This window comes from Streptomyces sp. TLI_146, assembly GCF_002846415.1.
Taxonomy (GTDB): domain Bacteria; phylum Actinomycetota; class Actinomycetes; order Streptomycetales; family Streptomycetaceae; genus Streptomyces.
The window spans coordinates 6289063-6313467 of sequence record NZ_PJMX01000001.1; the positions used below are offsets into that span (position 1 = coordinate 6289063).

The following is a 24405-nucleotide window of genomic DNA, read 5'->3' on the forward strand; positions in this document are numbered from 1 at the left end:
ATGGGACGAGAGCAGTGGAAGAAGATCTGGGTCGGCTCGGCCGGGAACATGGTCGAGTGGTTCGACTGGTTCGTGTACGCCACCTTCGCGGTGTACTTCGCGGACGCGTTCTTCCCGAAGGGGAACGACACCGCGAACCTCATGAACACGATGGGGATCTTCGCCGTCGGCTTCTTCATGCGGCCGGTGGGCGGCTGGCTGCTCGGCCGCATCGGCGACCGCCGCGGCCGCAAGGCGGCGCTGACCCTGACCGTCACCCTGATGTCCGCCTCGGCGATCCTGATCGCGGTGGCGCCGACGTACGGGGTGGCCGGGTACGGCGGAGTGGCGGTCCTGCTGGTCGCCCGGCTCCTCCAGGGCCTGTCGGTGGGCGGTGAGTACGCGGCCAGCGCCACCTATCTGACCGAGGCGTCCGACCCCGGCCGCCGCGGCTTCGCCTCCAGCTTCCAGTACGTGTCGATGACCGCGGGCCAGCTCGTCGGCCTCGGCCTGCTGATCGTCATGCAGCACACGATGTCCGAGGACGCGCTGCACAGCTGGGGCTGGCGGATCCCGTTCATCGTGGGCGCGCTCGGCGCGGCGATCGTCTTCTACCTCCGGCGCACCATGCTGGAGACCGAGGTGTACGCGGAGTCCGGCGCGGCGCTCGACGAGGACCGGGGCACGCTGAAGGCGCTGTGGGGCCACCGCAGGGAGGCGTTCCTGGTCATCGCGCTGACGATGGGCGGCACGGTCGCGTACTACACGTACACCACGTATCTGACGAAGTTCCTCTCCAAGAGCGCGGGCATGCCGAAGCCGACGGCGTCGCTGGTGTCGTTCTGCGCGCTGTTCGTCTTCATGTGCCTCCAGCCGCTCGCGGGCATGCTCTCCGACCGGATCGGCCGCCGTCCGCTGCTGATCACGTTCGCGGTCGGCTCGACGTTCCTGACGGTGCCGATCATGACGATGCTCAAGCACGCGGGCACGTTCTGGCCGGCCTTCGGCCTCGCGCTGCTCGCCCTGGTGGTGGTGACGGGCTACACGTCCATCAACGCGTGCGTGAAGGCGGAGCTGTTCCCGACCGGCATCCGCGCGCTGGGAGTGGCCCTCCCGTACGCCATCGCCAACGCGCTGTTCGGCGGTACGGCGGAGTACGTGGCGCTCTGGTTCAAGAGGGGCGGCATCGAGTCGGGGTTCTACTGGTACGTGGCGGGGTGCGCGGCGGTGAGCCTGGTGGTGTACCTGACGATGAGGGAGACGCGGGACATCGACCTCAAGAAGACAGCCCCTCCGGCGTTTGAGGAGCGGGGTTCGGGGCGAAGCCCCGACGGCGCCCGCACGGGACAGGTGCCCGCATCCTGAGACCCGCCCCCGCCCGCCGCACGGCGTATGGCAGACTGCGGACCGTGCTCGCTTTCATGATGATTATGGACAGCAGCGCGCCGGTCCGCAGTGACCGCTGAACCCGCGGCAAACCCCCCGCGGCAGCGGACATCGTGCCCCAGACCCGCGCGCAGACCCTTCGCACCCGCGAGGGGTTTTTTCGTTTCCCGGCCCACCACGGCCGGACGCGAGCCGCACGCGATGATGGGGGCAAGTGGAGCCAGAGAATCCGGAGCCACTCACCCGACAGGAGTCACACCAGCATGACGGCCAACGAGGCACCTGAAGAGAGCCATCGCGTCGACGACACGTTCCACGTCTTCGACACCACGCTGCGCGACGGCGCCCAGCGCGAGGGCATCAACCTCACCGTCGCGGACAAGCTGACGATCGCCCGGCACCTGGACGACTTCGGGGTGGGCTTCATCGAGGGCGGCTGGCCCGGCGCCAACCCCCGCGACACGGAGTTCTTCGCCCGCGCCAAGCAGGAGATCGACTTCAAGAACGCCCAGTTGGTGGCGTTCGGGGCGACCCGCCGCCCGGGTGGCAGCGCGGCCACGGACCCGCAGGTCAAGGCGCTGCTCGCGTCCGGTGCCCCGGTGATCACGCTGGTAGCCAAGTCCCACGACCGCCATGTCGAGCTCGCCCTGCGCACCACGCTGGACGAGAACCTGGAGATGGTCCGGGACACGGTCTCCTACCTGCGGGAACAGGGCCGCCGGGTGTTCGTCGACTGCGAGCACTTCTTCGACGGGTACCGGGCCAATCCCGAGTACGCCAAGTCGGTCGTCCGGGCCGCGAGCGACTCCGGCGCCGACGTCGTCATCCTCTGCGACACCAATGGCGGCATGCTGCCCGCCCAGATCCAGGCCGTGGTCTCCACGGTCCTCGCCGACACCGGCGCCCGGCTCGGCATCCACGCCCAGGACGACACGGGCTGCGCCGTCGCCAACACGCTTGCCGCGGTGGACGCGGGCGCGACGCACGTGCAGTGCACGGCCAACGGCTACGGCGAGCGCGTCGGCAACGCGAACCTGTTCCCGGTGGTCGCGGCGCTTGAGCTCAAGTACGGCATGAAGGTCCTGCCCAAGGGCGCGCTGGCCGAGATGACGCGCATCTCGCACGCGATCGCCGAGGTGGTGAACCTGACCCCGTCGACGCACCAGCCGTACGTGGGTGTCTCCGCCTTCGCCCACAAGGCCGGCCTGCACGCCTCGGCGATCAAGGTCGACCCCGACCTCTACCAGCACATCGACCCGGGCCTGGTCGGCAACCGCATCCGGATGCTGGTCTCCGACATGGCGGGCCGCGCCTCCATCGAGCTCAAGGGCAAGGAGCTCGGCGTCGAGCTCGGCGACGACCGCGAGCTGGTCGGCCGGGTCGTCGCCCGCGTCAAGGAGCGCGAGCTCAAGGGCTACACGTACGAGGCGGCGGACGCGTCCTTCGAACTCCTGCTGCGCGCCGAGGCGGAGGGCCGGGCCCGCAAGTACTTCCGCATCGAGTCCTGGCGCGCCATCGTCGAGGACCGCCCCGACGGCACGCACGCCAACGAGGCGACGGTGAAGCTGTGGGCCAAGGGCGAGCGGATCGTGGCGACGGCGGAGGGCAACGGCCCCGTCAACGCGCTCGACCGGGCGCTGCGGGTCGGTCTGGAGCGCATCTACCCCCAGCTGGCCAAGCTGGAGCTCGTCGACTACAAGGTCCGCATCCTGGAGGGCCGCCACGGCACGGACTCCACGACCCGGGTCCTGATCACGACGACGGACGGGGCGGGGGAGTGGGCGACGGTGGGCGTCGCGACGAACATCATCGGGGCGTCGTGGGGGGCGCTGGAGGACGCGTACACGTACGGACTGCTCCGGGCCGGGGTGGAGCCGACGGAGTAGCCGCGCCCCCGTCACGGGCCTGTGTTCGTCTGCGGCTGGTCGCTGGTTGCTCGCGCAGTTCCCCGCGCCCCTTAGATGCCGCTGCGCGGCAATCCCCTGGGCGCCCCGCAGGGGCGCATTTAAGGGGCGCGGGGAACTGCGCGACCAGCCACCCACGGTCCGCAGACGCACGAGGGGGAAAGGGGTGTTTGTCCGGTTCGCCGGAGAGTCCGGTAGCGTCGGACACATGAGGTCCCGGGTCATGTTCGCGCTCGCCGCCGCCGCACTCACCGCCCTGGCCACCGTCGCCCCTAGGGCGACCGCCGCGTCCGGTGTGGCCGACGTCGCCGCCGCGCTCAAGAAGGCGCCGGTTTACGTCGACCCCGGCGCCGCCGCCCAGCTCTCCGCCGCCCAGGCCGACGCGCTGGCCAAGAAGATCAAGGACGCCGACAAGCCGCTCTTCGTCGCCGTGCTGCCCGCGACCGCCGCGTTCCCCAAGGAAACCCTCCTGCGGAACCTGCGTACGGACACCGGCGTCACCGGCCTGTACGCCGTCCGCCTCGGCGACGCCTTCAACGCCGGAGCCGACCGCAAGGTCATGTCGGCGCAGGCCGTCGACAACCTGAAGACGGCCGTACGGGCCCCGGGCACCGCCACGGACGCGTCGACCCAGCTCAACGCGTTCGTCGACCAGGCCCTGCCCTCGATGCGCGGCCACGCCCCGGCCTCCTGGGGCGGCGGCTCCGGCGACGAGGGAGGGGTCTCCACCACCGGCCTCATCGCCACCGGCGCGGTCGTCGTCGCGGGCGGCGCCGGTGCGTACGCCCTGGTCAGGCGCAGCCGCAAGAAGAAGGCCGAGGAGGAGCGGGCCGCGCTCCAGCGGCTCCAGGTGGTCGTCGACGAGGACATCACCGCGTTCGGCGAGGAGCTCGACCGGCTGGACTTCCACCCGGCGGAGGCGGGCGCCGACGACGCCATGCGCGCCGACTACGAGCGCGCGCTCGACTCGTACGAGACCGCGAAGACGTTGATGGCGGCGGCCCGGCACCCCGGTGACGTACGCGGGGTGACCCAGGCCCTGGAGGACGGGCGGTTCTCGCTCGCCGTGCTCGCCGCCCGCCGCGAGCACCGGCCGCTGCCCGAGCGCCGCGCCCCCTGCTTCTTCGACCCGCGCCACGGCCCCTCGGTCGAGGACGCCACCTGGTCCCCGGCGGGCGGCGCCCCGCGCGAGGTCCCGGTCTGCCTCGCGGACGCGACGCGCCTGCGGGACGGCCAGGACCCGCTGGTGCGGGAGGTCGACACCGACGGCGGCCGCCGTCCGTACTACGACGCGGGTCCGGCGTACGGCCCCTGGGCCGGCGGCTACTTCGGCGGCGGCATGCTGCCCGGGCTGCTCATGGGCACGATGCTCGGCTCGATGCTCTCCACCCCCGCCTACGCGGCCGACTACGGCGGCGCCGACTTCGCGGGCCAGAGCTACGAGGGCGGTGACGTCTCGGGCTCCGACTTCGACGCGTCCGACTTCGGCGGCGGCTGGGGCGGCGGCGGTGGCGGTGACGGCGGCGGGTTCGACGGGGGCGGGGGCTGGTAGGGACTACCGGGTCACGCGGACTTGATCGCGGAGATGTCGAAGGTCAGCTTGACCTTGTCGCTGACCACGACACCACCGGTCTCCAGCGCCGCGTTCCAGGTCAGGCCCCAGTCGGAGCGCAGGATGTCGGCGCTGCCCTCGAAGCCGACGCGCTGGTTGCCGTAGGGGTCGGTGGCCGAGCCGTTGAACTCCAGGTCGATGGCGAGCGGCTTGGTGACGTCCTTGATGGTGAGGTCGCCGACGATCCGGTACTTGTCGCCGCCGAGCTGCTGGGCCTCGGTGGAGCGGAAGGTCATCAGCGGGAACTGCTCGGCGTCGAAGAAGTCGCCGCCGCGCAGGTGGTTGTCGCGGTCGGCGATGCCGGTGTCCACGGAGGCGATCTTCACGTCGATGACGGCGGCGGAGGCGGCGGGGTCGGTCCCGTCGAGGGTGAGGGTGCCCTCGTGCTCGGTGAACGAGCCGCGGACGTTCGTGACCATGGCGTGACGCACGGTGAAGCCGATGCTGCTGTGCGCCGGGTCGATGGTGTACGTGCCGGTCAGGGCGGCGAGGGCCGGGTCGACGGGGGCGATGGTCGTGGTCGTGCCGTTGCTCTTGCGGGCGAAGATTCCCATGGCTGCTGCTCCTTCGGGGCGGTCGGTTGAATGTTCAACAAGAACGACTGTAGACCCATTCCGTTCAACTTTCAACAACTAGTTCCGAGGCGTGCCGGGGAGCTGTCAGAGGAGCCGGGGGCGGAGTCGGGGATGCCGCGTGCGCAGGCCTCTGTGCGGGCGCCCTAATGCCGAGGCGGCACCGGTGCGGGCCCCAGTGTCGTCGTCCCCGGCGCCGCCCGGTGCCCCAGGCCCGTCCGGTACGCGTCCAGCGCCGCCTCCGTGCGGCCCGCGCGGCGCAGCAGGTCGCCGAGGAGGCGGCACAGGTCCGCCAGGTCGCCCGTCGCGCCGCTGCGCTCCAGCAGACCCAGGGCCGTCACATAGTGCTCCTCCGCCGCCTCCAGGTCGCCGCTCTCCTCGCGGATCAGACCGAGGAGGCGGTGCGCGCCGCCCGCGTGGACGGCGCCGTGCCGGTCGCCCAGCTCCGGCGCGGGGTCGACGAGCGGGGTGAGCAGTGCGGCGGCCTCCGTGTGGCGGCCCAGCCGGCGCAGCACGTCGGCCAGCTCGACCTCGACCTGGCAGGTGAAGAGCGCGGCCCGCTTGGCGGCCAGCATGTCGCGGGCGGTGCGCAACTCCCGCTCGGCGGCGCTCAGTTCGCCGTCCTGGGCGTATACGTACCCCCGCATCCAGTGGCAGTGCGCCAGATCGGTCCGCAGCCGCAGCTGGCGGTAGACCGACTGGGCCTTGGCCAGTGACGCGTCGGCGTCGGCCGTGCGGCCCTCGGCCAGGAAGGTGCGCGCCACCTGCCGGTGCATTCCCGCGACCAGCGCCGGGTCGGAGACCTGCGGCGCGAGCGCGAGAGCCAGCTCGGCGGCGTGCGCGGCGCGCGCCTGGGCGCCCATGTCCAGATACGGGCCGATGATCGCCGAGTAGAGCAGGACCAGCGACTCCGGGTCGTTGAGGCCGCTCGTGCCGAGCTCGTCGATGGTCGATTCGAGCAGGTAGCAGGCGTAGCGGAGCTCGCCCGCCAGGACGTGGGCGATCGCCCGGCCCCGGATCGCACGCGCCCGGCGCGGCAGCGGCTCGCCCATCAGCTGGCGCTCGGACGCCTCGAAGTGCCGTATGGCATCGGCCAGTTCGCCGGTCTCCAGGGCGCAGTCGCCGAGGCCGAGCAGGGCCTCCGCCTGCTCGGGGAGCAGATCGTGCAGCTCGGCCTCGGTCAGCAGCCGGCGGTAGTGCACGGCCGCCTCCTCCGCGTCGCCGGTCGCCAGCAGCCGCTGGGCGTCGGTGAGTCCCAGGCGCAGCTCGGTCGCCAGGTGCGCGGGGCGGCCGGTGGCCAGCTCCTCGTACGTGGTGCCCAGGCGCTCGGCGAGGTGGCGCAGCGCCGCCTCGGAGGGCCTGACCTTGCCGGACTCCAGGGTCGACACATAGGCCGGGGTGTAGGCGGGCTCGGCCAACTGCCGCTGGGTGAGTCCCCGTTCGGCACGCAGTCGCTGCACCCGGCGGCCGATCGCGGCAGGTTCGTCCATCGTGTCTCCCTCGTACCAGGGCATTGCGCATGCCCCGTGCGCCCCCTAACTTAAGCGAGCCGTTCAACAGATTTATCCGACTGCTTAACTTCCGTCTTTGGGGGAGGAATTCATGCGCTCAGCCTTGCGTCTGCGCAGAACCATAGCGGCGACCGGACTCGCCGCGTCCGTCGTTGCCGCACTCCTGTCCGGGCCCGCCGCGGCCGCGGGCGGCCCGGCTCCCCGGCCGCGCGTCGAGGTCGAGATACCCGGGCCTGAAGGGGGAGCCGCGGCCGGGTCCGGCCATGTGCGCGTCCCGGCCGCCGGGGTGAGCCGCCCCGCCGCCCGGCTCTTCGGGCGGGCCGCCGACGCCGACGGCGACGTCGGCGAGATGGTGGACAACGGGCCCAGCGCCGACCGCCTCGACGTCGTCATCGTGGGCGACGGCTACACCGTCGACCAGTTGGCGAAGTTCCACGCCGACGCCAAGGCGAAGTGGGGCGAGGTGACCGGCGTCGAGCCGTACACCACGTACCAGAACCTCTTCAACGTATGGACCGTCGACGCCGTCTCCGCGCAGTCGGGCGTCTCCGGCGACCCCGCCAAGGGCGACGTGAAGGACACCGCGCTCGGCTCCTACTTCTGGTGCGACGGCATCGAGCGGCTGCTCTGCGTCGACCAGGACAAGGTCGACGCGTACGTGGCCAAGGCCCCGCAGGCCGACCTGGTGATCGTGCTGGCCAACAGTGCCAAGTACGGCGGCGCCGGGTACAACGAGCCCAGTCAGAAGCTCGGTTACGAGGGGATCTCCACCGCGTCGGCCGACAACGCCAAGTCCGGCCAGGTCGCCATCCATGAGACCGGCCACTCCCTGGGCAAGCTCGCGGACGAGTACTTCTACCCGGGCACGCCCGGCTACGAGCACTACTCCGGGCCCGAGGTCGCCGAGTCCAACATCTCCGTGCTGAGCGCCGCCGAGATGGCCGCGCGGCGGACCAAGTGGTACCGCTGGCTGGGCGAGACCTCGCCCGACGGCGGCACGGTGGGTGCGTACGAGGGCGGCGGCTACTACGTCACCGGGCTCAACCGCCCCACCGACAACTCCATCATGCGCATCCTCGGCAAGCCCTTCAGCCTGCCCGGACGCGAATCGATGATCGCCGGGTTCTACCGGCACGCCTCGATCGCCACGGCCGCCGTGCCCACCGCGCGGACCCTGCGCGGCCACGACCGGGCGCGGGTGACCGTGCCCCGCCTTGTGGGCGCGGACGCCGAGCAGCCGACGATCCGCTGGTACCTGGACGGGCGCGAGCTCACCCGGTTCCAGGGGCGGACCTGGGTCGGTGTCGCGCAGGCGGTCATCTCCCCGTGGGACCGGCGCACGCACCAGCTCAAGGTGACCGTGACCGACCCGACCAAGTCGGTCCGGGACCCGCAGATCGCGGCCGGGCTCACCGATTCGGTCACGTGGAGCGTGCGGCGCTAGCGACGGCCTTGCTCAGCAAGCGCTTTCTCTTCGGCGTGTCCGGGGCATTGAACGTCCCGGTCACGCCGTGCTACACCAACGGCAGCGGTCGGTCTACACCACTTCCCTCCGGGAGTTCCCCGTGTCCTTGCTGCCCCCGTGGTCCCGTCGTACGTTCCTCACCGTCGTGGGGGCAAGCGCTCTCACCCTGACCGCGGCTCCCAAGGCGGCCGCCGCCGACGAGTTCGCCGTGCTGCGCGGGCGCTGGCGCGACCTCTCGCTCGGCACCGGCTACGACCCGGGCGCCGAGCCGTACGCCTCCCGGCTCAAGGAGACCGGCGACCGCGCCCGGGCGTTCCGGGCCTCGATGGCCCCGGCCGAGCACGCGCTGTGGCCGGACTGCCCGTTCGACCCGCCCGCCGGGATCACCCAGAGCTACGGCCGGCTGTGGACCATGGCCCAGGCCTACGTCCAGCCCGCCACCGGACTCACCGGCGACCCGGGTCTGCTCGGCGACATCGTCGCCGGTCTCGACCACCTGTCGGCGAAGGTCTACAACCCGTCCACCACGCGCTACGGCAACTGGTGGGAGTGGCAGATCGGCAGCCCCCGGCTGCTGACCGACCTGGTCAACGCGCTCTACGAGCAACTGGACGAGGGCCGGATCCAGGCCGCCTGCGCCGCCGTCGACCACTTCGTCCCCGACTCCGCGCTCGGCGACTACTCGGGCACCTCCACCGGAGCCAACCGCGTCGACCTGTGCCGTTCGGTCGCCGTGCGCGGGGCCGTCGGCCGCACCCCCGCCAAACTCGCGTTCGCCCGCGACGCCCTGTCGCCGGTCTTCCCGTACGTCACCAAGGGCGACGGCCTCTACGCCGACGGATCGTTCATCCAGCACACCTCGATCGCCTACTCCGGTACGTACGGACAGGTCATGCTCGACGGGCTCGGGCGGCTCTTCACGCTGCTCGCCGGGACGAGCTGGGCCGTCACCGACCCCAACCGGCAGATCATCCTGGACAGCGTGGAGCGCGCGTACGCGCCGCTGATCCACAACGGGCTGGTCATGGACAGCGTCAACGGGCGGGCGGTGAGCCGGGGTTATCTGCTCGCGGACGACCTGCACGTGATGCGCGGCGACCACTTCCACGGGCAGGGCATCATCGCCGCGATCGCGGTCCTCGCGGGCGGCGCCTCCGAGGCCGAGCGGACCCGCTGGCAGGGCATGATCAAGGGCTGGATCGAGCGGGATCCGACCCATCCCGTCCTCGCCGCCCGCCAGTTCGGGGTCGCGGACCTGGCCCGGCTCCAGGCGGTCGTGGAGTCACCGGTGGCCGCCGCGTCCGAGCCGGTCGGGCACACCCTGTTCGCCGCCATGGACCGCGCCGTCCACCGCCGCCCCGCCTGGACCGCCGCCATCGCCATGGCCTCCGAGCGGATCTCGTACTACGAGTGCGGCAACGGCGAGAACCCGCGCGGCTGGCACACCGGCGCCGGAATGCTCTACTGGTGGCCGGGGGAGCGGGGCAACGACCAGTACACGGACTGGTTCTGGCCGACCGTGGACCCGTACAGACTGCCCGGGACCACCGTGTCCACCAAGCGGCTGGCCGACCGGGCGGGCGGCGAGTGGGGCGCGGCCAAACCCGCCGTGAAGTGGGTGGGCGGGGCCGGCGACGGCGAGTTCGGGGCCGTCGGCCAGCATGTGAAGGGGCTCGGCTCGACCCTTGAGGCGCGCAAGTCCTGGTTCTGCACGGCCGGGACCGTCATCTGCCTCGGCGCCGGGATCACCGCGAGCGATGGCGTCCGGGTCGAGACGGTCGTCGACAACCGCAACCTGGGCGAGGCCGGGACCGGCACCTTCTCCGTGGACATGGCCGCCCGCCCCCGCTGGGCGCACCTGGAGGGCCACGGCGGCTGGGTCTTCCCCGGCGGCACCCCCGCCCTGCACACCCTGCGCGAGCCCAGGACCGGGGCCTGGAGCGACATCAACACCACCAGCTCGACCGAGCGCCGCACCCGCACCTATCAGACGCTGTGGCTGGACCACGGGGTCGACCCGGCGGGCGCCTCGTACAGCTACCAGCTGATGCCGGGCGCCTCGCGGCAGACGGTCGCGGCCCGCGCCGCCGACACCGGCTGGCTGTCGGTGCTCGCCAACACGGCCGCCTGCCAGGCCGTGTCCGTGCCCGCGCTCGACCTGCTGGGCGCCAACTTCTGGCAGGCTGGGAGCGCGGGCCCGCTGGCGGTCTCCGCCCCCGCGAGCGTCCTCGTACGGAGCAAAGGGGCGACGGCCACGCTCCGGATCAGCGAGCCGCCGCGCACCGGGCAGCCCTTCGAGGTGACCTGGAACCGTCCCGTACGACGGGTGACCAGTGCCGATTCCACGGTCGAGGTGCTCGCCACCGGCCGGGCGCTGCGGCTGCGGATCACCCCGGGCACGGCGGGCGCGACCCACCGCTGTGACGTGGCTCTCACCTGATCGGGTTGTTGGACCTCCACAAAGCCGGACGGGCCTGAGCTGGCACTTCGCCTGCATCGCGGGATTGTTCTGTTCAGGGGTACCAGGAAAACGGTCCGGAGACTGTACGGAGTCGACGGCGGGAAATTCTTGGTCGGCTTCGTAGGGTCGATGCATGACCGTTGTGGACGAAACCCCGGGTGAGCCGAGTGACGCGCGTGGCCGCGTGGCCGAGCTGCTGGCCCTGCGCGAGCAGGCCCGGCGCGGGCCGAGCGAGCGCGCGACCGAGGCGCAGCACGCCAAGGGCAAGCTGACCGCGCGCGAGCGGATCGACCTGCTGCTCGACCCCGGTTCGTTCAAGGAGGTCGAGCAGCTGCGGCGGCACCGGGCGACCGGCTTCGGCCTGGAGGCGAAGAAGCCGTACACGGACGGTGTCATCACCGGCTGGGGCACGGTCGAGGGCCGTACGGTCTTCGTCTACGCGCACGACTTCCGCATCTTCGGCGGCGCCCTGGGCGAGGCCCACGCCACGAAGATCCACAAGATCATGGACATGGCCATCTCGGCCGGTGCGCCCCTGGTCTCGCTGAACGACGGCGCCGGCGCCCGCATCCAGGAGGGCGTCAGCGCCCTCGCGGGCTACGGCGGCATCTTCCAGCGCAACACGCGCGCCTCGGGCGTCATCCCGCAGATCAGCGTGATGCTCGGCCCGTGCGCGGGCGGCGCGGCCTACAGCCCGGCGCTCACCGACTTCGTCTTCATGGTCCGCGAGACCTCGCAGATGTTCATCACCGGCCCGGACGTCGTCCGCGCGGTGACCGGCGAGGAGATCACCCAGAACGGGCTCGGCGGCGCGGACGTGCACGCCGAGACGTCGGGCGTGGCCCACTTCGCGTACGACGACGAGGAGACCTGCCTCGCCGAGGTCCGCTACCTCCTGTCGATGCTCCCGTCCAACAACCGGGAGAACCCGCCGTCGCACCCCAGCGAGGACCCGGCCAACCGGCGCGGCGACGTGCTGCTCGACCTGGTGCCCGCCGACGGCAACCGGCCGTACGACATGCACAAGGTGATCGAGGAGCTCGTCGACGACGGCGACTACCTGGAGATCCACGAGCGCTGGGCCCGCAACATCATCTGCGCCCTGGCCCGGCTCGACGGCCAGGTCGTGGGCATCGTGGCCAACCAGCCGCAGTCGCTCGCGGGTGTACTGGACATCGAGGCGTCGGAGAAGGCCGCCCGTTTCGTCCAGATGTGCGATGCTTTCAATATTCCGATCGTCACCCTTCTGGACGTGCCCGGCTTCCTGCCCGGTGTCGACCAGGAGCACGGTGGGATCATCCGGCACGGCGCGAAGCTGCTGTACGCGTACTGCAACGCGACCGTGCCCCGGATCTCGCTGATCCTGCGCAAGGCCTACGGCGGGGCGTACATCGTCATGGACTCCCAGTCCATCGGCGCCGACCTCACCTACGCCTGGCCGACCAACGAGATTGCGGTGATGGGCGCCGAAGGTGCCGCCAACGTCATCTTCCGCAAGCAGATCGCGGAGGCCGAGGACCCCGAGGCGATGCGCGTGCGCATGGTCAAGGAGTACAAGGCCGAGCTGATGCACCCGTACTACGCGGCCGAGCGGGGCCTGGTCGACGACGTCATCGACCCCGCCGAGACCCGCGAGGTGCTCATCGCCTCCCTCGCGATGCTGCGCACCAAGCACGCCGACCTGCCGTCCCGCAAGCACGGCAACCCGCCTCAGTAACGAGGAGTTCCGTTGACCACCCCGACTTCTTCCTCTCCTTCCGTCCTCCGCGTCGAGAAGGGCGAAGCCGCTCCCGAGGAGCTGGCGGCCATCACGGCCGTCCTGCTCGCCCGTGCGGCCGCCCAGCCCGCCCAGGCCCCGTCGCGCGGCCGCGACACGGCCGGCTGGCGCCGTCTGGAGCGCACGCCGGGCTTCCGCGCCCCGCACTCCTGGCAGGGCTAGCCCGTAGCGCCTGAGAGAAGGCCCCGCCGCTCCTTGTGGAGCGGCGGGGCCTTCTCTCGCTTTAGGTACGGGGTGCCCCGTACCCACCAGGGGCGCGGGGAACTGCGCGACCAGCCACCGACGGTCCGCAGACGAACGACTACGCTTCCAGCGCGAAAGGCCCCGCCGCTCCTCTCGGAGTGGGGGGCCTTTCGCGTCGTACAGGGGCAGGGCCTACCGGAGCCGCGCCATCAGCGCGTGCTCGACCAGCGTGATCAGCGCGCTCTTCGCGTCCGCGCGGTGGCGGGCGTCGGTGGTGATGATCGGGGTGTCCGGGCCGATCTGGAGCGCCTCGCGGACCTCGTCCGGCGTGTACGGCTGGTGGCCGTCGAAGCCGTTGAGGGCGATGACGAACGGCAGGCCGCTGTTCTCGAAGTAGTCGACGGCCGGGAAGCAGTCGGCGAGGCGGCGGGTGTCGACGAGGACGACGGCGCCGATCGCGCCGCGGACCAGGTCGTCCCACATGAACCAGAAGCGGTCCTGGCCGGGGGTGCCGAACAGGTACAGGATCAGGTCCTGGTCGAGCGTGATGCGGCCGAAGTCCATCGCGACCGTGGTGGTCGTCTTGTCGCCCGTGTGCGTGAGGTCGTCGATGCCCGCGGAAGCGGACGTCATGACGGCCTCGGTACGCAGGGGGTTGATCTCCGAGACCGCGCCGACGAACGTGGTCTTGCCCACGCCGAAGCCGCCCGCCACCACGATCTTCGCGGAAGTAGTGGAGCGGGCAGCACCGCCGCTAGAGCTTGCGAAGTCCACTGAGCACCCTTTCGAGCAGTGTCACATCTGGCTGGCCGCCGGCGGACTCGTCGCCGCCGGGCTGGTGGATGGCGACAAGTCCGGCCTCCGCCAGGTCGGCGACGAGGATTCGGGCAACGCCGAGGGGGATGGAGAGGAGTGCCGAGATCTCGGCGACCGACTTGATCTCACGGCACAGATGGCAGATCCGCTGGTGCTCGGGCAACTGCCCTTGCAGCCTGGCGGGTTCCGCCGTGGTGTGCACCAGCGCCTCGATGGCGAGCTGGTAGCGCGGCCGGGTGCGGCCGCCGGTCATGGCGTACGGACGCACAAGGGGGTTGTGCGTCCCGCCTGCCGGGGAAGGCTGGGGGGTCTGCCGCGGCTGCACCGGCTCGATGCGGGGTTGCGGCGGCTGGTCATACGGACCCGGCTGACGGTGGGGCTGCTGGTACGGGTGCTGGCCCTGGCCGCTTCTGCTGGGGGCGGAGGGAAAGTTGAACCGGTTCTGCCCGTGCTCACCCGGAGACTGCTGTCCACCGCTGTATGGGTGTCCGCCTGGGGGTGTTGTCACGTTTCCTCCTCCGACTGCCGGTCGCCCGTTCCTGTGGGACCGCGCCACCGCACTTTATGGCGCGGTGGCGAGAAACGCACTGCCTGTCTGGTAGTTGAGAACGGAAGGTTCACAACTAATTAAGGAGACTGCCCTGGAGTTCCGCGCGCAGGTCCGGGGTGAGGACGGTGCCCGCGCGGTCGACAAGGAGAGCCATCTCATAGCCCACGAGACCGATGTCGGCCTCGGGGTGGGCGAGTACGGCCAGCGAGGAGCCGTCCGAAATGGACATGATGAAGAGGAAGCCGCGCTCCATCTCCACGACCGTCTGGTTGACGGCGCCGCCCTCGAAGATCCGGGAGGCTCCCGCGGTCAGGGACGTCAGTCCGGAGGCAACAGCCGCCAGCTGATCGGCCCGGTCCCGGGGGAAGCCTTCGGACATCGCCAGCAGGAGTCCGTCGGCGGAGACCACCACCGTGTGGGACACCCCGGGGGTGTTGTCCACGAAGTTGGTGATCAACCAGTTCAGATTCTGCGCCGCCTGGCTCATCGGGCTCACACTAACGCTCCTGGTTGTAGGTGTTACTTGTGTCCGACCCCGCGCTGCGGCCCTGCTGCACGCCGCGGCGCAGGTTGCTCAACCTGCCGCGGACGTCCTCGGGAGCGCGGGAGACCTGTGGGCCGCCCTGCGGGGTCTGCTCGGCCGCGCCCTCGACCAGATTGGCCTTGGGCACCCGCCGGGGAAGTCCGGAGGGGGTGACCCCGCCGGCCTTCGGCTCACGCAGCTTCTCGGCCCGCGTCCAGCGCTCGTCGTTGGTCGAACGCCAGTCGTCGGTGGGCCCGTCGGTGGTGCCGGCGTCGGCGCCGTTCGCGGCTCCGGTGCCGTTCACGGTTCCGTTTGCGGTTCCGTTCACGGTCGCGGAGGCGGAGCCGGTGCCGTTGACGGGCCGGCGCTGCTGCTCGGGCTCGGGCCGCTGCGGTTCGGACTTCTGCTGCGGCTCCTGGGCGGCGGGCTGCCAGTTCTGCTGGCTGCTGCCGCGCCTGGGCAGACCGGCGCCGGTCATCTGGTGGGAGGAGGCCGGGGTGGGGCCCGGACGGTCGAAGCCTACGTGCTCGCGGCCGCCCGCGGGAACGTCCGGAGCGGATTCCGCTTCCTCGTTCGCCTGCGGGTAGTCGGAGGTGTAGGAGTCCTGGTACGCGGTGTTCTGCGGCCACTCGCCCTGGTGGGGCGCGTCGCCGTAACCGCCGTCGTACTGCGGGCCGTCAGCCGCGGGCGCCTGGTAGGCGGCCTCCGCGTAGCCCTGGTCCGGGTAGCCGTTCTGCTGCTGGCCCTGCTGCTGTCCGTAGGACTCCTGCGGGTACGCGTCGGGGTAGTCCTGCGCGTACTGCTGCTGCCCGTCGAACTGGTTGTCGTACGCGCCCTGCGGGGTGGTGTACGACTCGTCGAAGCCGCCCTCGTAGGACTGCTGCCGGCCGTACTGCTCGTCGTACGCGCCGCCCTGCTGCACACCGTCGACCTCGTCGCGGTAGAGCGGGCGGTCGCCGCCCTGCGCCTGGGCCTCCAGGGCCGCACGGCGCTCCTCGCGCATCAGCGAGCGGTTGACCGGGTCGAGCTGGAGGGCTTCGCCCTGCTCGCCCGTCTCGTAGCGGGAGTCGTCGAAGCCGAGCTCGGCGGCGGTGCGCATGGCCGGGGCGGCCGGGGCCTCGAAGCCCTGCTGCTCCGGGATGATCTGCGAGACCGTGAAGTCGTCGCCGGGCAGCGGCTCGCCACCGCCACCGTGGGTGATCGCGTCCGGGAGCATGACCAGCGAGGTGGTGCCCGCCTGCTCGCCGGAGGGGCGCAGCTGGACGCGGATGCCGTGCCGGTCGGACAGCCGCCCGACCACGAACAGGCCCATGCGCTGCGAGACGGCGGCGTCCACGGTCGGCGGGTTGGCCAGCTTGTGGTTGATGTCCGCGAAGTCCTCGGCGGTGAGGCCGATGCCCTTGTCGTGGATCTCGATCATGACGCGACCGTCCGGGAGGCGGGTGGCCGTCACACGAACCTTGGTCTGCGGGGAGGAGAACGTCGTGGCGTTCTCCAGGAGCTCGGCGAGCAGGTGCACGAGGTCGGTCACGGCCTGGCCGTGGATCTCGCTCTCCGGCACACCGGTCAGCTCGATGCGCTCGTACGACTCCACCTCGGAGGAGGCGGCGCGCAGCACGTCGACCAGCGGGACCGGCTGGTTCCAGCGGCGGCCCGGCTCCTCGCCGGCGAGGACGAGGAGGTTCTCGCCGTTGCGGCGCATACGGGTCGCGAGGTGGTCCAGCTTGAAGAGGCTCTCCAGCTGGTCCGGGTCGGCCTCGTTGTTCTCCAGGTCGGTGATGAGGGTCAGCTGGCCCTCGATCAGGGACTGGTTGCGGCGCGACAGGTTGGTGAAGATCGCGTTGACGTTCCCTCGCAGGAGCGCCTGCTCGGCGGCGAGCCGGACGGCCTCGCGGTGGACCTGGTCGAAGGCGCGGGCGACTTCGCCGATCTCGTCCGTGGAGGTGATCGGGATGGGCTCGACCCGGGTGTCGACCCGGCCGGGCTCGGTGCGCGAGAGCTGGTCGACGAGCATCGGCAGTCGCGTTTCGGCCACCTCGAAGGCGGCGGAGCGCAGCCGGCGCATCGAGCGGCTCATCTGGCGGGCCACCATGCCGGCCAGGATGAAGGCGGCGAGCAGCGAGACCACGACGATCGCGCCGTTGAGGTACGCGGAGTCCTTGGCGTCGTCGGCGATCTGACCGGCCTCGTTCACCGCCTTGGTGACGAGCTCCTGCTCGATCTCGGTGTAGCCGTCGAACTTGGCGGTGGAGGCGGCCATCCAGGCGTCGGGCGTGATGCCCTGGGCCTTGAGCTGCTTGGCGCTCTGGCCCTCGCCGATCGCGGCGGCCATGCTGTTGAAGGGCGAGCCGTCGCGGGCCGGGGCGGCACCGATGCGCGGGCCGTCGTCGGCCTGCTGGCGCACCGCGGGAAGGTCCTTGGCGGCCTGGGCGGCCTTGGCCTCCATGACCTGCTTCAGATGGGCGCTGTCCTCGTCCGTACCACCGGCGTCGAACTCGCCGAGGGCGATGAACTCCAGGTAGTTGTACGAGTTGAACGCCTTGACCTGCATCTGGAAGGTCTTGGGGTCCTCGCTCGGCCGCATGATGAGGTGCAGACCGATGGAACGCTGCAGCGACTCGGCGGCCTTGGCGAGGTCGACCGCGTACACCATGCGGCCGTAGCTGGTGATGTTGCCGGTGCCGAGGCCGAGCTCGTTGGAGAACGTGCTCAGGTAGTGGGGGACCGCGGTGTAGCCCTCTTCGGTGAGCACCGGGTTCTTCGCCTCGACGCCCTTGGCGTAGGCGGTCTTGCGCAGCTGGTCGAGGTTCTTCTCGGCCTCGCGGACCTTGGTCAGACGGCGCTGGAGGCTCGCCGTGTCCGGCATGCCCTTGACCTCGTCGTCGAACTTGGCGCGGGCCGCGTCCGAGGCGGCGTACGCCTTGTTGATGACCTCGTCGTCGCGCTTGTTCTGGAGCAGGGGGCGAGCGGTGAGGTCACGCTCGTTGAGCAGGGCCTGGCCGTACTCCGAGGCGGCGCGCACGATGTTCGCCGTCTTCTCGGCGTCACGGGCGTCGCGCCAGGTGGATATGGAGTTCTTGACCTCGAAGCCGCCCATGACGAGGCCGACGAGGACGGGGATGAGGAGGATGGCGTTCAGACGGGTGGCCACCCGCCAGTTGCGCGGCGAGAACTTGCTCTGGCTGCCGGAGTCGGGGCCCGCGGCAGGACCGGCGCCCTTGCCCGCGCCCTTGCCCCCGGAGGGGGTCGGCAGCTCGTCCGGCGTCGCCGCACTGCGCTGCGGCGGGGTGAAGTTGCCCCGCGCCTGCTGCGTCGCGGAGCTCGTCGTGCTTCGCCTCACTCGACCAACAACCTCTCGGCGCCGGCACCTCTCGCGGTGTGCCTTTAAATGTTCTGAGCCGTACTACTCGGGAGTTCGTCGAATTCCAGCACGCCAGGGGGGTCCGTTCCAAACAGCTGGAATGAGGGGTTCCGAGTGGCACACGCCTCAGATAAAACGGGCATAAAGAGCGAGCCCCGCCAAAAGACGGGGCCGATGTGAGCGCAGCGACACCGTGTGAACGCGGCGGGTGTCCGTGACGTGGGAATTCTCTGTCGAAACGTTATGAACACAGGGGCGGATCGTGTCAAAGGACACAGTCCGCCCCCGTTCGTCTACGACAACTGCCGTATGGCCCCGACTACTTGAGTCGTGCCATCAGCGCATGCTCGACCAGGGTGATCAGCGCGCTCTTCGCATCGCCGCGATGGCGGGCGTCGGTCGTGATGATCGGGGTGTCCGGACCGATCTGCAGCGCCTCGCGGACCTCGTCCGGCGTGTACGGCTGGTGGCCGTCGAAGCCGTTCAGCGCGATCACGAACGGCAGGCCGCTGTTCTCGAAGTAGTCGACCGCGGGGAAGCAGTCGGCCAGGCGCCGGGTGTCCACCAGGACCACGGCGCCGATCGCGCCGCGGACCAGGTCGTCCCACATGAACCAGAAGCGGTCCTGGCCGGGGGTGCCGAACAGGTACAGGATCAGGTCCTGGTCCAGGGTGATGCGGCCGAAGTCCATGGCCACCGTGGTGGTGGTCTTGTCCCCGGTGTGGGTGAGGTCGTCGATGCCCGCGGACGCGGACGTCATGACGGCCTCGGTGCGCAGCGGGTTGATCTCCGAGACGGCGCCCACGAACGTGGTCTTGCCCACGCCGAAGCCGCCCGCCACCACGATCTTCGCGGAGGTGGTCGACCGTCCCGCTCCGCTGCTAGAGCTTGCGAAGTCCACTGAGCACCCTTTCGAGCAGCGTCACATCCGGCGTGCCGCCGGCCTCTCCATTGCCCGGCTGGTGGATCGCCACCATGCCGGCCTCCGCCAGGTCGGCGACAAGAATCCGGGCCACGCCGAGCGGCATCTGCAGCAGCGCCGAGACCTCCGCCACCGACTTCACCTCGCGGCACAGGTGGCAGATCCGCTGGTGCTCCGGGAGCAGCGTGGCCAGGTGCGCCGGGTCCGCGGTCGTGCTGACCAGGGCCTCGATGGCGAGCTGGTAGCGCGGCCGGGTCCGGCCGCCCGTCATGGCGTACGGGCGGACCAGCGGCTGGTCGCCTTCACTGTCGTAGTGCGCGTCGTGCAGAGCGCCGTACGAATCGTGTGAGGCGGGTGGCGGGGTCATGGATCCTCCGGGCGGGACAGCAGGGACAGCGAGTGTCTTCGAGCCGTCGGCTGTGGCCGGTGGGGGGCGGGGTGCGGCCGGACGGTGGGTTCTGACTGAGGAGTGGGGTGCCTCAGTGGAGCAGGCTCCCCTGGAGCTCGGCTCGCAGATCCGGGGTGAGGACGGAGCCCGCGCGGTCGACCAGGAGGGCCATCTCGTAACCGACCAGGCCGATGTCGCACTCGGGGTGGGCGAGCACGGCCAGCGAGGAGCCGTCGGAGACGGACATGAGGAAGAGGAAGCCGCGCTCCATCTCCACCACGGTCTGGGCGACGGTCCCGCCCTCGAAGATCCGGGACGCACCCGCGGTCAGCGAGGTGAGACCGGACGCCACGGCCGCGAGCTGGTCGGCCCGGTCCCGCGGAAAACCTTCTGACATGGCAAGCAGGAGTCCGTCGGCAGAAACCACCACTGTGTGGGACACCCCGGGGGTGTTGTCCACGAAGTTGGTGATCAACCAGTTCAGATTCTGCGCCGCCTGGCTCATCTGACTCAACTATCGCTCCTGCTGGTGAGTGGGGTCCATCGAGAAACTGCCGGTCGACGGGCCGTTTCCGGCCTGCCGCCCCTGCTGGATACCCCGGCGGAGATTGGTCAGGCGGCCGCGCACGTCGTCGGGCGCACGCGAGACCTGGGGGCCTGCCTGGTTCTGCTGCTGCTGTGCGGTGCCCGCGACCAGATTGGCACGCGGGACCCGCTTGGGCAGACCGGAAGTGGTGACACCGCCGGCGGCGGGCTTGCGGGCCCGCTCGGCCTGGCGGACGAGTTCGTCGTTGGGCGAGGGCCGCCAGGAGCTGTTGCCCGGTGCGCCGTTGCCGGCGGCGCCGTTGGCGTCCCGCTGGACGGGCGCCGGGCGGCGCTCGGCGGGCGGCTGCTGCGCCGCGGCCGGGGGCTGCGCCGGACGCATGCCCTGCTGGGGTCCGCCCTGGTTGCCCTGGTTGCCCTGGCCCTGGACGCCCGGTGCGGGCTGTCCCGGCTGCTGGCCGTTCTGACCGCCCTGCTGCCCGTGGAACCAGTTGGTCTCCAGGGTGTCGTACAGCGGCGTACGGCCGTCACCGGCGTTCGGCGCCGGCGGCAGGGCCTCGGGCTGCTGCTGCGGCAGGTTCCCGGCGGCCGGACGCGGCTGCTGGTTCTGCCGGGGCTGCTGCGGCGCCTGGTACTGCTGGGGCTGCGGCTGCTGCGGCTGCTGCGGCTGCGGCTGCGGGGCGCGCGGCGCGTCGAAGTCCGGCCGGGCGTACTGACCGGTGCTCTGGCCGCTGTTCTGACCGTTGCCGGGACCGGCGTTCTGACCGGGCCGGTCGTACGTGCCGGGCCGCTCGAACTGTCCGGTCTGCGACGGGTTCTGGGCACCCTGCGGCGCGCCGAAGACATCCGGGCGCACGAACTGGCCGGTGGACGAGGGGTCCTGGCCGGCGGGAGGCGGTCCGTCGAAGTCCGGGCGGGCGAACTCGGCCGTGGAGCCGGGGCCCTGCCGGTCGTCGAGCTGCGGCCGGGGGTACTGCCCGGTGTGCTGCTCGGCTTCCTCGTGGCCGCGCGGGCCGTCCTGCGCGGCCTGCTCGTTGCCCCAGCTCGCGGCCTGCGGGCGCTGCGGGGCGCCGCCGGGCAGCTCGGCGCGCGGGGCGCCGGGCGGCGGGGTCAGCGGGCGGTCGCCGCGGCGCGGGGCCGGGGGCTGCTGGGCCGGGGTGCTGGTGCCGAAGGCGCCGCCCTGGCCGAAGCCGCCCTGGTTCTGGCCCTGGCGGGGCTGCTGGGCGCCGCCGTCGCGCGGGGGCAGCGCGGCACGCGGACCGGCTCCGCCGGCCACCGCGCCGCGCGGGGCGCCCGCGCCGAGCCGTCCGTTGCCACCGCTGCCGGCCGGGCCGCTGCCGAGCGCACCGGCGAGACCGGCGCGGGCACCGGGGCCCGGGGTCACGCCGGGACGGCCGGCACCGGGGCCCGCCGGGCCCTGGCCCTGGGGGCCGCCGGGCTTGCCCGGGGCCTTCTTGCCGCCCTGGGCGACGTCGACGGGCAGCATGACGAGCGCCGTCGTACCGCCGGAGTCGGAGGGGCGCAGCTGGATGCGGATGCCGTGTCGCAGGGACAGGCGGCCGACCACGAACAGACCCATGCGGCGCGAGACCGAGACGTCCACGGTGGGCGGCGACGCGAGCCGCTCGTTGATCGCGGCGAGGTCCTCGGGGGAGAGGCCGATGCCGGTGTCGTGGATCTCGACCAGGACGCGGCCGTCGGGCAGCGCGTGACCGGTGACGCGGACCTTGGTCTGCGGCGAGGAGAAGGAGGTCGCGTTCTCCAGGAGCTCGGCGAGCAGGTGCACGAGGTCGTTGACCACGCGGCCGGCGACGTCGGTGGCGGGCACGGCCGCCAGCTCGATGCGCTCGTACTGCTCCACCTCGGAGGCGGCGGCGCGGAGCACGTCGACCAGCGGGACCGGGCGGGTCCAGCGGCGGCCGGGCTCCTCACCGGCGAGGACGAGGAGGTTCTCGCCGTTCCGGCGCATACGGGTCGCGAGGTGGTCGAGCTTGAAGAGCGAGGAGAGCTGGTCCGGGTCGGCCTCGCGGGACTCCAGTTCGGAGATGAGCGAGAGCTGGCGCTGGATGAGGCCCTGCGAGCGGCGCGAGAGGTTGGTGAACATCGCGTTGACGTTGCCTCGCAGAAGGGCCTGCTCGGCGGCGAGTCGTACGGCCTCGCGGTGCACGTCGTCGAAGGCCGCGGCCACCTGGCCGATCTCGTCCCGGGAGTGCACGCCGACCGACTCCACGGACGTGTCGACGTCCTGCGGGTCGGACTCGGAGAGCTGCTTGACGAGCTCGGGCAGCCGGTCCTGGGCGACCCGGGTGGCGGTGTCCTGGAGGCGCCGCAGCGAGCGGATCATGGACCGGGCCACGACGAACGCGCCGACCAGCGAGACGCCGAGGACGATGAGGATCAGGGCACCGTTGAGGATCGCCTCGCGCTGCGACTGGTCGCGCAGCTCGCGGGCCTTCTGCTCCATCTCGCCGAGCAGGGTCTGCTCGATCGTCTTCATCTGGTTGATCTTGTTGGAGTCCTGGTCGTACCAGTCGAGGTACGAGCGCTTGGTCTCCGTGGCGAGGCCGCCCTTGAGGACGCGCTGGGAGTACGCGTTGGCCGCGGTGATCTCCGAGTTGCCCTTGTCGAGCGGGGCCATCAGCTCTTCGGGGTTGCCGTGGTTGCTCTCGTAGACGATCGAGAACGACGACAGCTCCTGGCGCTCGCCGTCCGCCGCGGACTTGGCGTAGAGGCGGTCGGACTCGGCGAGCGTGCCGCTCTTGTCCTTGGTCGCGGGGAGCGCGGCGGCGATGATCGCGCGCTGGATGGAGGCGTACTCCTTGGCGGAGGAGAACGCGGCCAGCGCACGGGTGCGCTTGATCATCTCCGGGTTGGAGGTGGCCTGCGCCATGTCCTGGGAGAGGCTGAGGAGGCCGCGGATGAGGCGGCTGTAGCCCTCGACGGTCTGGGAGTCCGAGACGTCGCCGTGGTAGGCGCTCTTGCGGATGTTGTCGAGGTCCTGGAGCTGGATCGCGATGGCCGTGACGTTGCGGCGGATCGACTCCAGGGCGTCGTCGTTGTCCGGGTTGTCGACGTCCTGGGTGGCCGTCATGAACGACTGCTTGACCCGGTCGGTCGTGCCCCGCGCCGTCTGGACCATGTCCGCGCCGGTGTCGGTGGCCAGCGGGCCCGCCGACTTGTCGCGCTCCTCCTGGAGCGCGGCGGCCAGCTCGGTGGCCTGCTTGGTCATGTCGGTGAGCAGCTGCATGTGGTCGAGCTGCTTCATGTCGTTCATCGACTGGTTGATGCGCAGCCCGCCGAGGGTGGTCGCGGCGACCACGGGCAGGGTGAGGAGCGCGACCAGGCGGGTGGAGATGCGCCAGTTGCGCAGGGCTATTCGCGACCCGGTGTCCACGGCAGGCTTCGGCTTCGGCGCGGCCGACGGCTTCTCACCGCCCGCGGCGGAGCGGCCGGTCGGGCCGGAGGGGCCGCCGGTGTCGTCGCCGCCCGGTGAAGGAGCGGACGGATTCTGGGTGGCCCGGGGGTTCTGGGCGTGCTGGGGCGAGGAACTGACTGATGTGGGGCCAGTCCCGCCGTGCGGCTCCTGCTCCGCCGCAGCGCTGCCATCCCTCTTGAAACGTCCCTGCACTAGCGTCGCAACCTCTGGACCAGGCGTCCCCCGCTCTGAACGGAAGGGACGGTGTCGGCGTCGTGGGGCAAGTGTGCGCCCCATGTGTTGGTCGTGAGTGACCGGCGCTTGTTGGTCTCCCCCTCCCCGCCGCCACTCGGCGCTGCGTTGCGCCCTTGCGCGCCGGTCAGTGACCCGCGGCGGTGCGTGGAATTCCAGCACAGTGCCGGATCTCCAACAAGGCCCGCGTACCGGGCTGTGACCTGAGTGACACATTGTGATGGGCAGGTCACGAGCCGTAGAAACCATGCACGGATGAATCGGACTTTTACCCACGAGTCGCTTACGTGGGAGTCGTGACCCAGTCGCCATGATCAAGAGCGGAATGGAGGGTTCAGTGGTGCAATGTCCGTTTCGATGGCCGGAATTGACGGGGCGTAATGCCCGAATTGTTTACCAACTCGTGAGCAAACTCACACGATGATCGTCGCCTCTACGGCCGTTTGCCGGGAATTCGAATGTTTAGCCTGACGCTTTACAGGGATGGCCAATCCGACAACCGGCGCCGCCGCGCGCCCCGCAACCGACAGGGTTCGAACGGCAGATGAAGACGACGATGATGATCCGCACCATAGCCAACCCCCGCCGCACCACCCTGGCGCACCTCGCGGACGCCGAGGAGATGCAGACGGAGCTCCTGCCCGAGCACTCGGTGGACCTGCCCACCCAGACGGCCAACCCGCGCCGCACCGTCCTGATGGACGCACCGGTCGCCGCCGCCCAGTAGATAGCGCGGGTCGCCCCCTCACCCGCGTTAGCCTGGAGCGTCAGTCTCCAGCCAGCGA

Annotated in this window: 18 protein-coding genes; 8 read left to right on the forward strand and 10 right to left on the reverse strand. The window is 71.1% G+C overall.

Going from position 1 to position 24405, the window contains the following annotated elements; all coding sequences use genetic code 11:
• From BX283_RS28200 to BX283_RS28210, 3 genes are all read left to right on the forward strand, one after another.
• Entirely contained in the window at nucleotides 1-1344 is a 1344-nt protein-coding gene (locus tag BX283_RS28200; protein WP_101390300.1) for an MFS transporter, read from the forward strand.
• Between the two features lie 284 nt (nucleotides 1345-1628).
• The gene (gene cimA, locus BX283_RS28205) at nucleotides 1629-3251 is read left to right on the forward strand and encodes a citramalate synthase (protein ID WP_101390301.1); all 1623 of its coding nucleotides are present in this window, start codon (nucleotides 1629-1631) and stop codon (nucleotides 3249-3251) included.
• Nucleotides 3252-3477: 226 nt separating this feature from the next.
• The gene (locus tag BX283_RS28210; protein WP_101390302.1) at nucleotides 3478-4821 is read left to right on the forward strand and encodes a hypothetical protein; all 1344 of its coding nucleotides are present in this window, start codon (nucleotides 3478-3480) and stop codon (nucleotides 4819-4821) included.
• 11 nt (nucleotides 4822-4832) lie between these two features.
• Here BX283_RS28210 and BX283_RS28215 read toward each other — a convergent pair whose 3' ends face one another.
• Nucleotides 4833-5435, reverse strand: coding sequence for a YceI family protein (locus BX283_RS28215; protein WP_101390303.1), 603 nt, complete (start codon nucleotides 5433-5435; stop codon nucleotides 4833-4835).
• A gap of 164 nt (nucleotides 5436-5599) precedes the next feature.
• Nucleotides 5600-6943: a helix-turn-helix domain-containing protein gene (locus BX283_RS28220; RefSeq protein WP_101390304.1), complete on the reverse strand. Its 1344-nt coding sequence runs from the start codon at nucleotides 6941-6943 to the stop codon at nucleotides 5600-5602.
• Between the two features lie 112 nt (nucleotides 6944-7055).
• On the opposite strand from BX283_RS28220, the gene BX283_RS28225 reads away from it, so the two are divergent.
• The 4 genes from BX283_RS28225 to BX283_RS28240 all read left to right on the forward strand — a co-directional run bounded on the left by BX283_RS28225 (nucleotide 7056) and on the right by BX283_RS28240 (nucleotide 12829).
• The gene (locus BX283_RS28225) at nucleotides 7056-8408 is read left to right on the forward strand and encodes a M64 family metallopeptidase (RefSeq protein ID WP_101390305.1); all 1353 of its coding nucleotides are present in this window, start codon (nucleotides 7056-7058) and stop codon (nucleotides 8406-8408) included.
• 130 nt (nucleotides 8409-8538) lie between these two features.
• Entirely contained in the window at nucleotides 8539-10869 is a 2331-nt protein-coding gene (locus tag BX283_RS28230) for a polysaccharide lyase 8 family protein (protein WP_101392617.1), read from the forward strand.
• Between the two features lie 154 nt (nucleotides 10870-11023).
• The gene (locus tag BX283_RS28235; protein ID WP_101390306.1) at nucleotides 11024-12607 is read left to right on the forward strand and encodes an acyl-CoA carboxylase subunit beta; all 1584 of its coding nucleotides are present in this window, start codon (nucleotides 11024-11026) and stop codon (nucleotides 12605-12607) included.
• Nucleotides 12608-12619: 12 nt separating this feature from the next.
• On the forward strand, nucleotides 12620-12829 hold the full coding sequence (locus BX283_RS28240) for an acyl-CoA carboxylase subunit epsilon (protein WP_101390307.1): 210 nt from the start codon (nucleotides 12620-12622) through the stop codon (nucleotides 12827-12829).
• Nucleotides 12830-13042: 213 nt separating this feature from the next.
• Here BX283_RS28240 and BX283_RS28245 read toward each other — a convergent pair whose 3' ends face one another.
• From BX283_RS28245 to BX283_RS28280, 8 genes are all read right to left on the reverse strand, one after another.
• On the reverse strand, nucleotides 13043-13624 hold the full coding sequence (locus BX283_RS28245; RefSeq protein WP_069978110.1) for an ATP/GTP-binding protein: 582 nt from the start codon (nucleotides 13622-13624) through the stop codon (nucleotides 13043-13045).
• Nucleotides 13605-14174 (reverse strand): DUF742 domain-containing protein, encoded by a 570-nt coding sequence (locus BX283_RS28250; RefSeq protein ID WP_067164656.1) that lies wholly within the window; start codon nucleotides 14172-14174, stop codon nucleotides 13605-13607. Before BX283_RS28250 ends, BX283_RS28245 begins: the two co-directional genes overlap by 20 nt.
• 115 nt (nucleotides 14175-14289) lie before the next feature.
• Nucleotides 14290-14703, reverse strand: coding sequence for a roadblock/LC7 domain-containing protein (locus BX283_RS28255; RefSeq protein WP_026057603.1), 414 nt, complete (start codon nucleotides 14701-14703; stop codon nucleotides 14290-14292).
• 10 nt (nucleotides 14704-14713) lie between these two features.
• Nucleotides 14714-18079 carry a nitrate- and nitrite sensing domain-containing protein gene (locus tag BX283_RS28260; RefSeq protein ID WP_101390308.1) on the reverse strand — a complete coding sequence of 1122 codons (3366 nt, stop codon included), beginning with the start codon at nucleotides 18077-18079 and terminating at the stop codon, nucleotides 14714-14716.
• 340 nt (nucleotides 18080-18419) lie between these two features.
• Complete coding sequence (locus BX283_RS28265; RefSeq protein WP_101390309.1) at nucleotides 18420-19001, reverse strand: ATP/GTP-binding protein; 582 nt, start codon at nucleotides 18999-19001, stop codon at nucleotides 18420-18422.
• A complete protein-coding gene (locus BX283_RS28270) occupies nucleotides 18982-19389 on the reverse strand; it encodes a DUF742 domain-containing protein (protein WP_067164662.1) in 408 nt (135 codons plus the stop codon). The genes BX283_RS28265 and BX283_RS28270 overlap by 20 nt, the downstream gene beginning before the upstream one ends.
• A 112-nt stretch (nucleotides 19390-19501) precedes the next feature.
• On the reverse strand, nucleotides 19502-19915 hold the full coding sequence (locus BX283_RS28275; RefSeq protein ID WP_067164664.1) for a roadblock/LC7 domain-containing protein: 414 nt from the start codon (nucleotides 19913-19915) through the stop codon (nucleotides 19502-19504).
• A gap of 9 nt (nucleotides 19916-19924) precedes the next feature.
• Nucleotides 19925-23581: a nitrate- and nitrite sensing domain-containing protein gene (locus BX283_RS28280; RefSeq protein ID WP_101390310.1), complete on the reverse strand. Its 3657-nt coding sequence runs from the start codon at nucleotides 23579-23581 to the stop codon at nucleotides 19925-19927.
• Between the two features lie 583 nt (nucleotides 23582-24164).
• Here BX283_RS28280 and BX283_RS28285 point away from each other — a divergent pair.
• Nucleotides 24165-24347, forward strand: a complete 183-nt coding sequence (locus BX283_RS28285) for a hypothetical protein (RefSeq protein WP_101390311.1) — start codon at nucleotides 24165-24167, stop codon at nucleotides 24345-24347.
• Nucleotides 24348-24405: the final 58 nt, after the last annotated feature.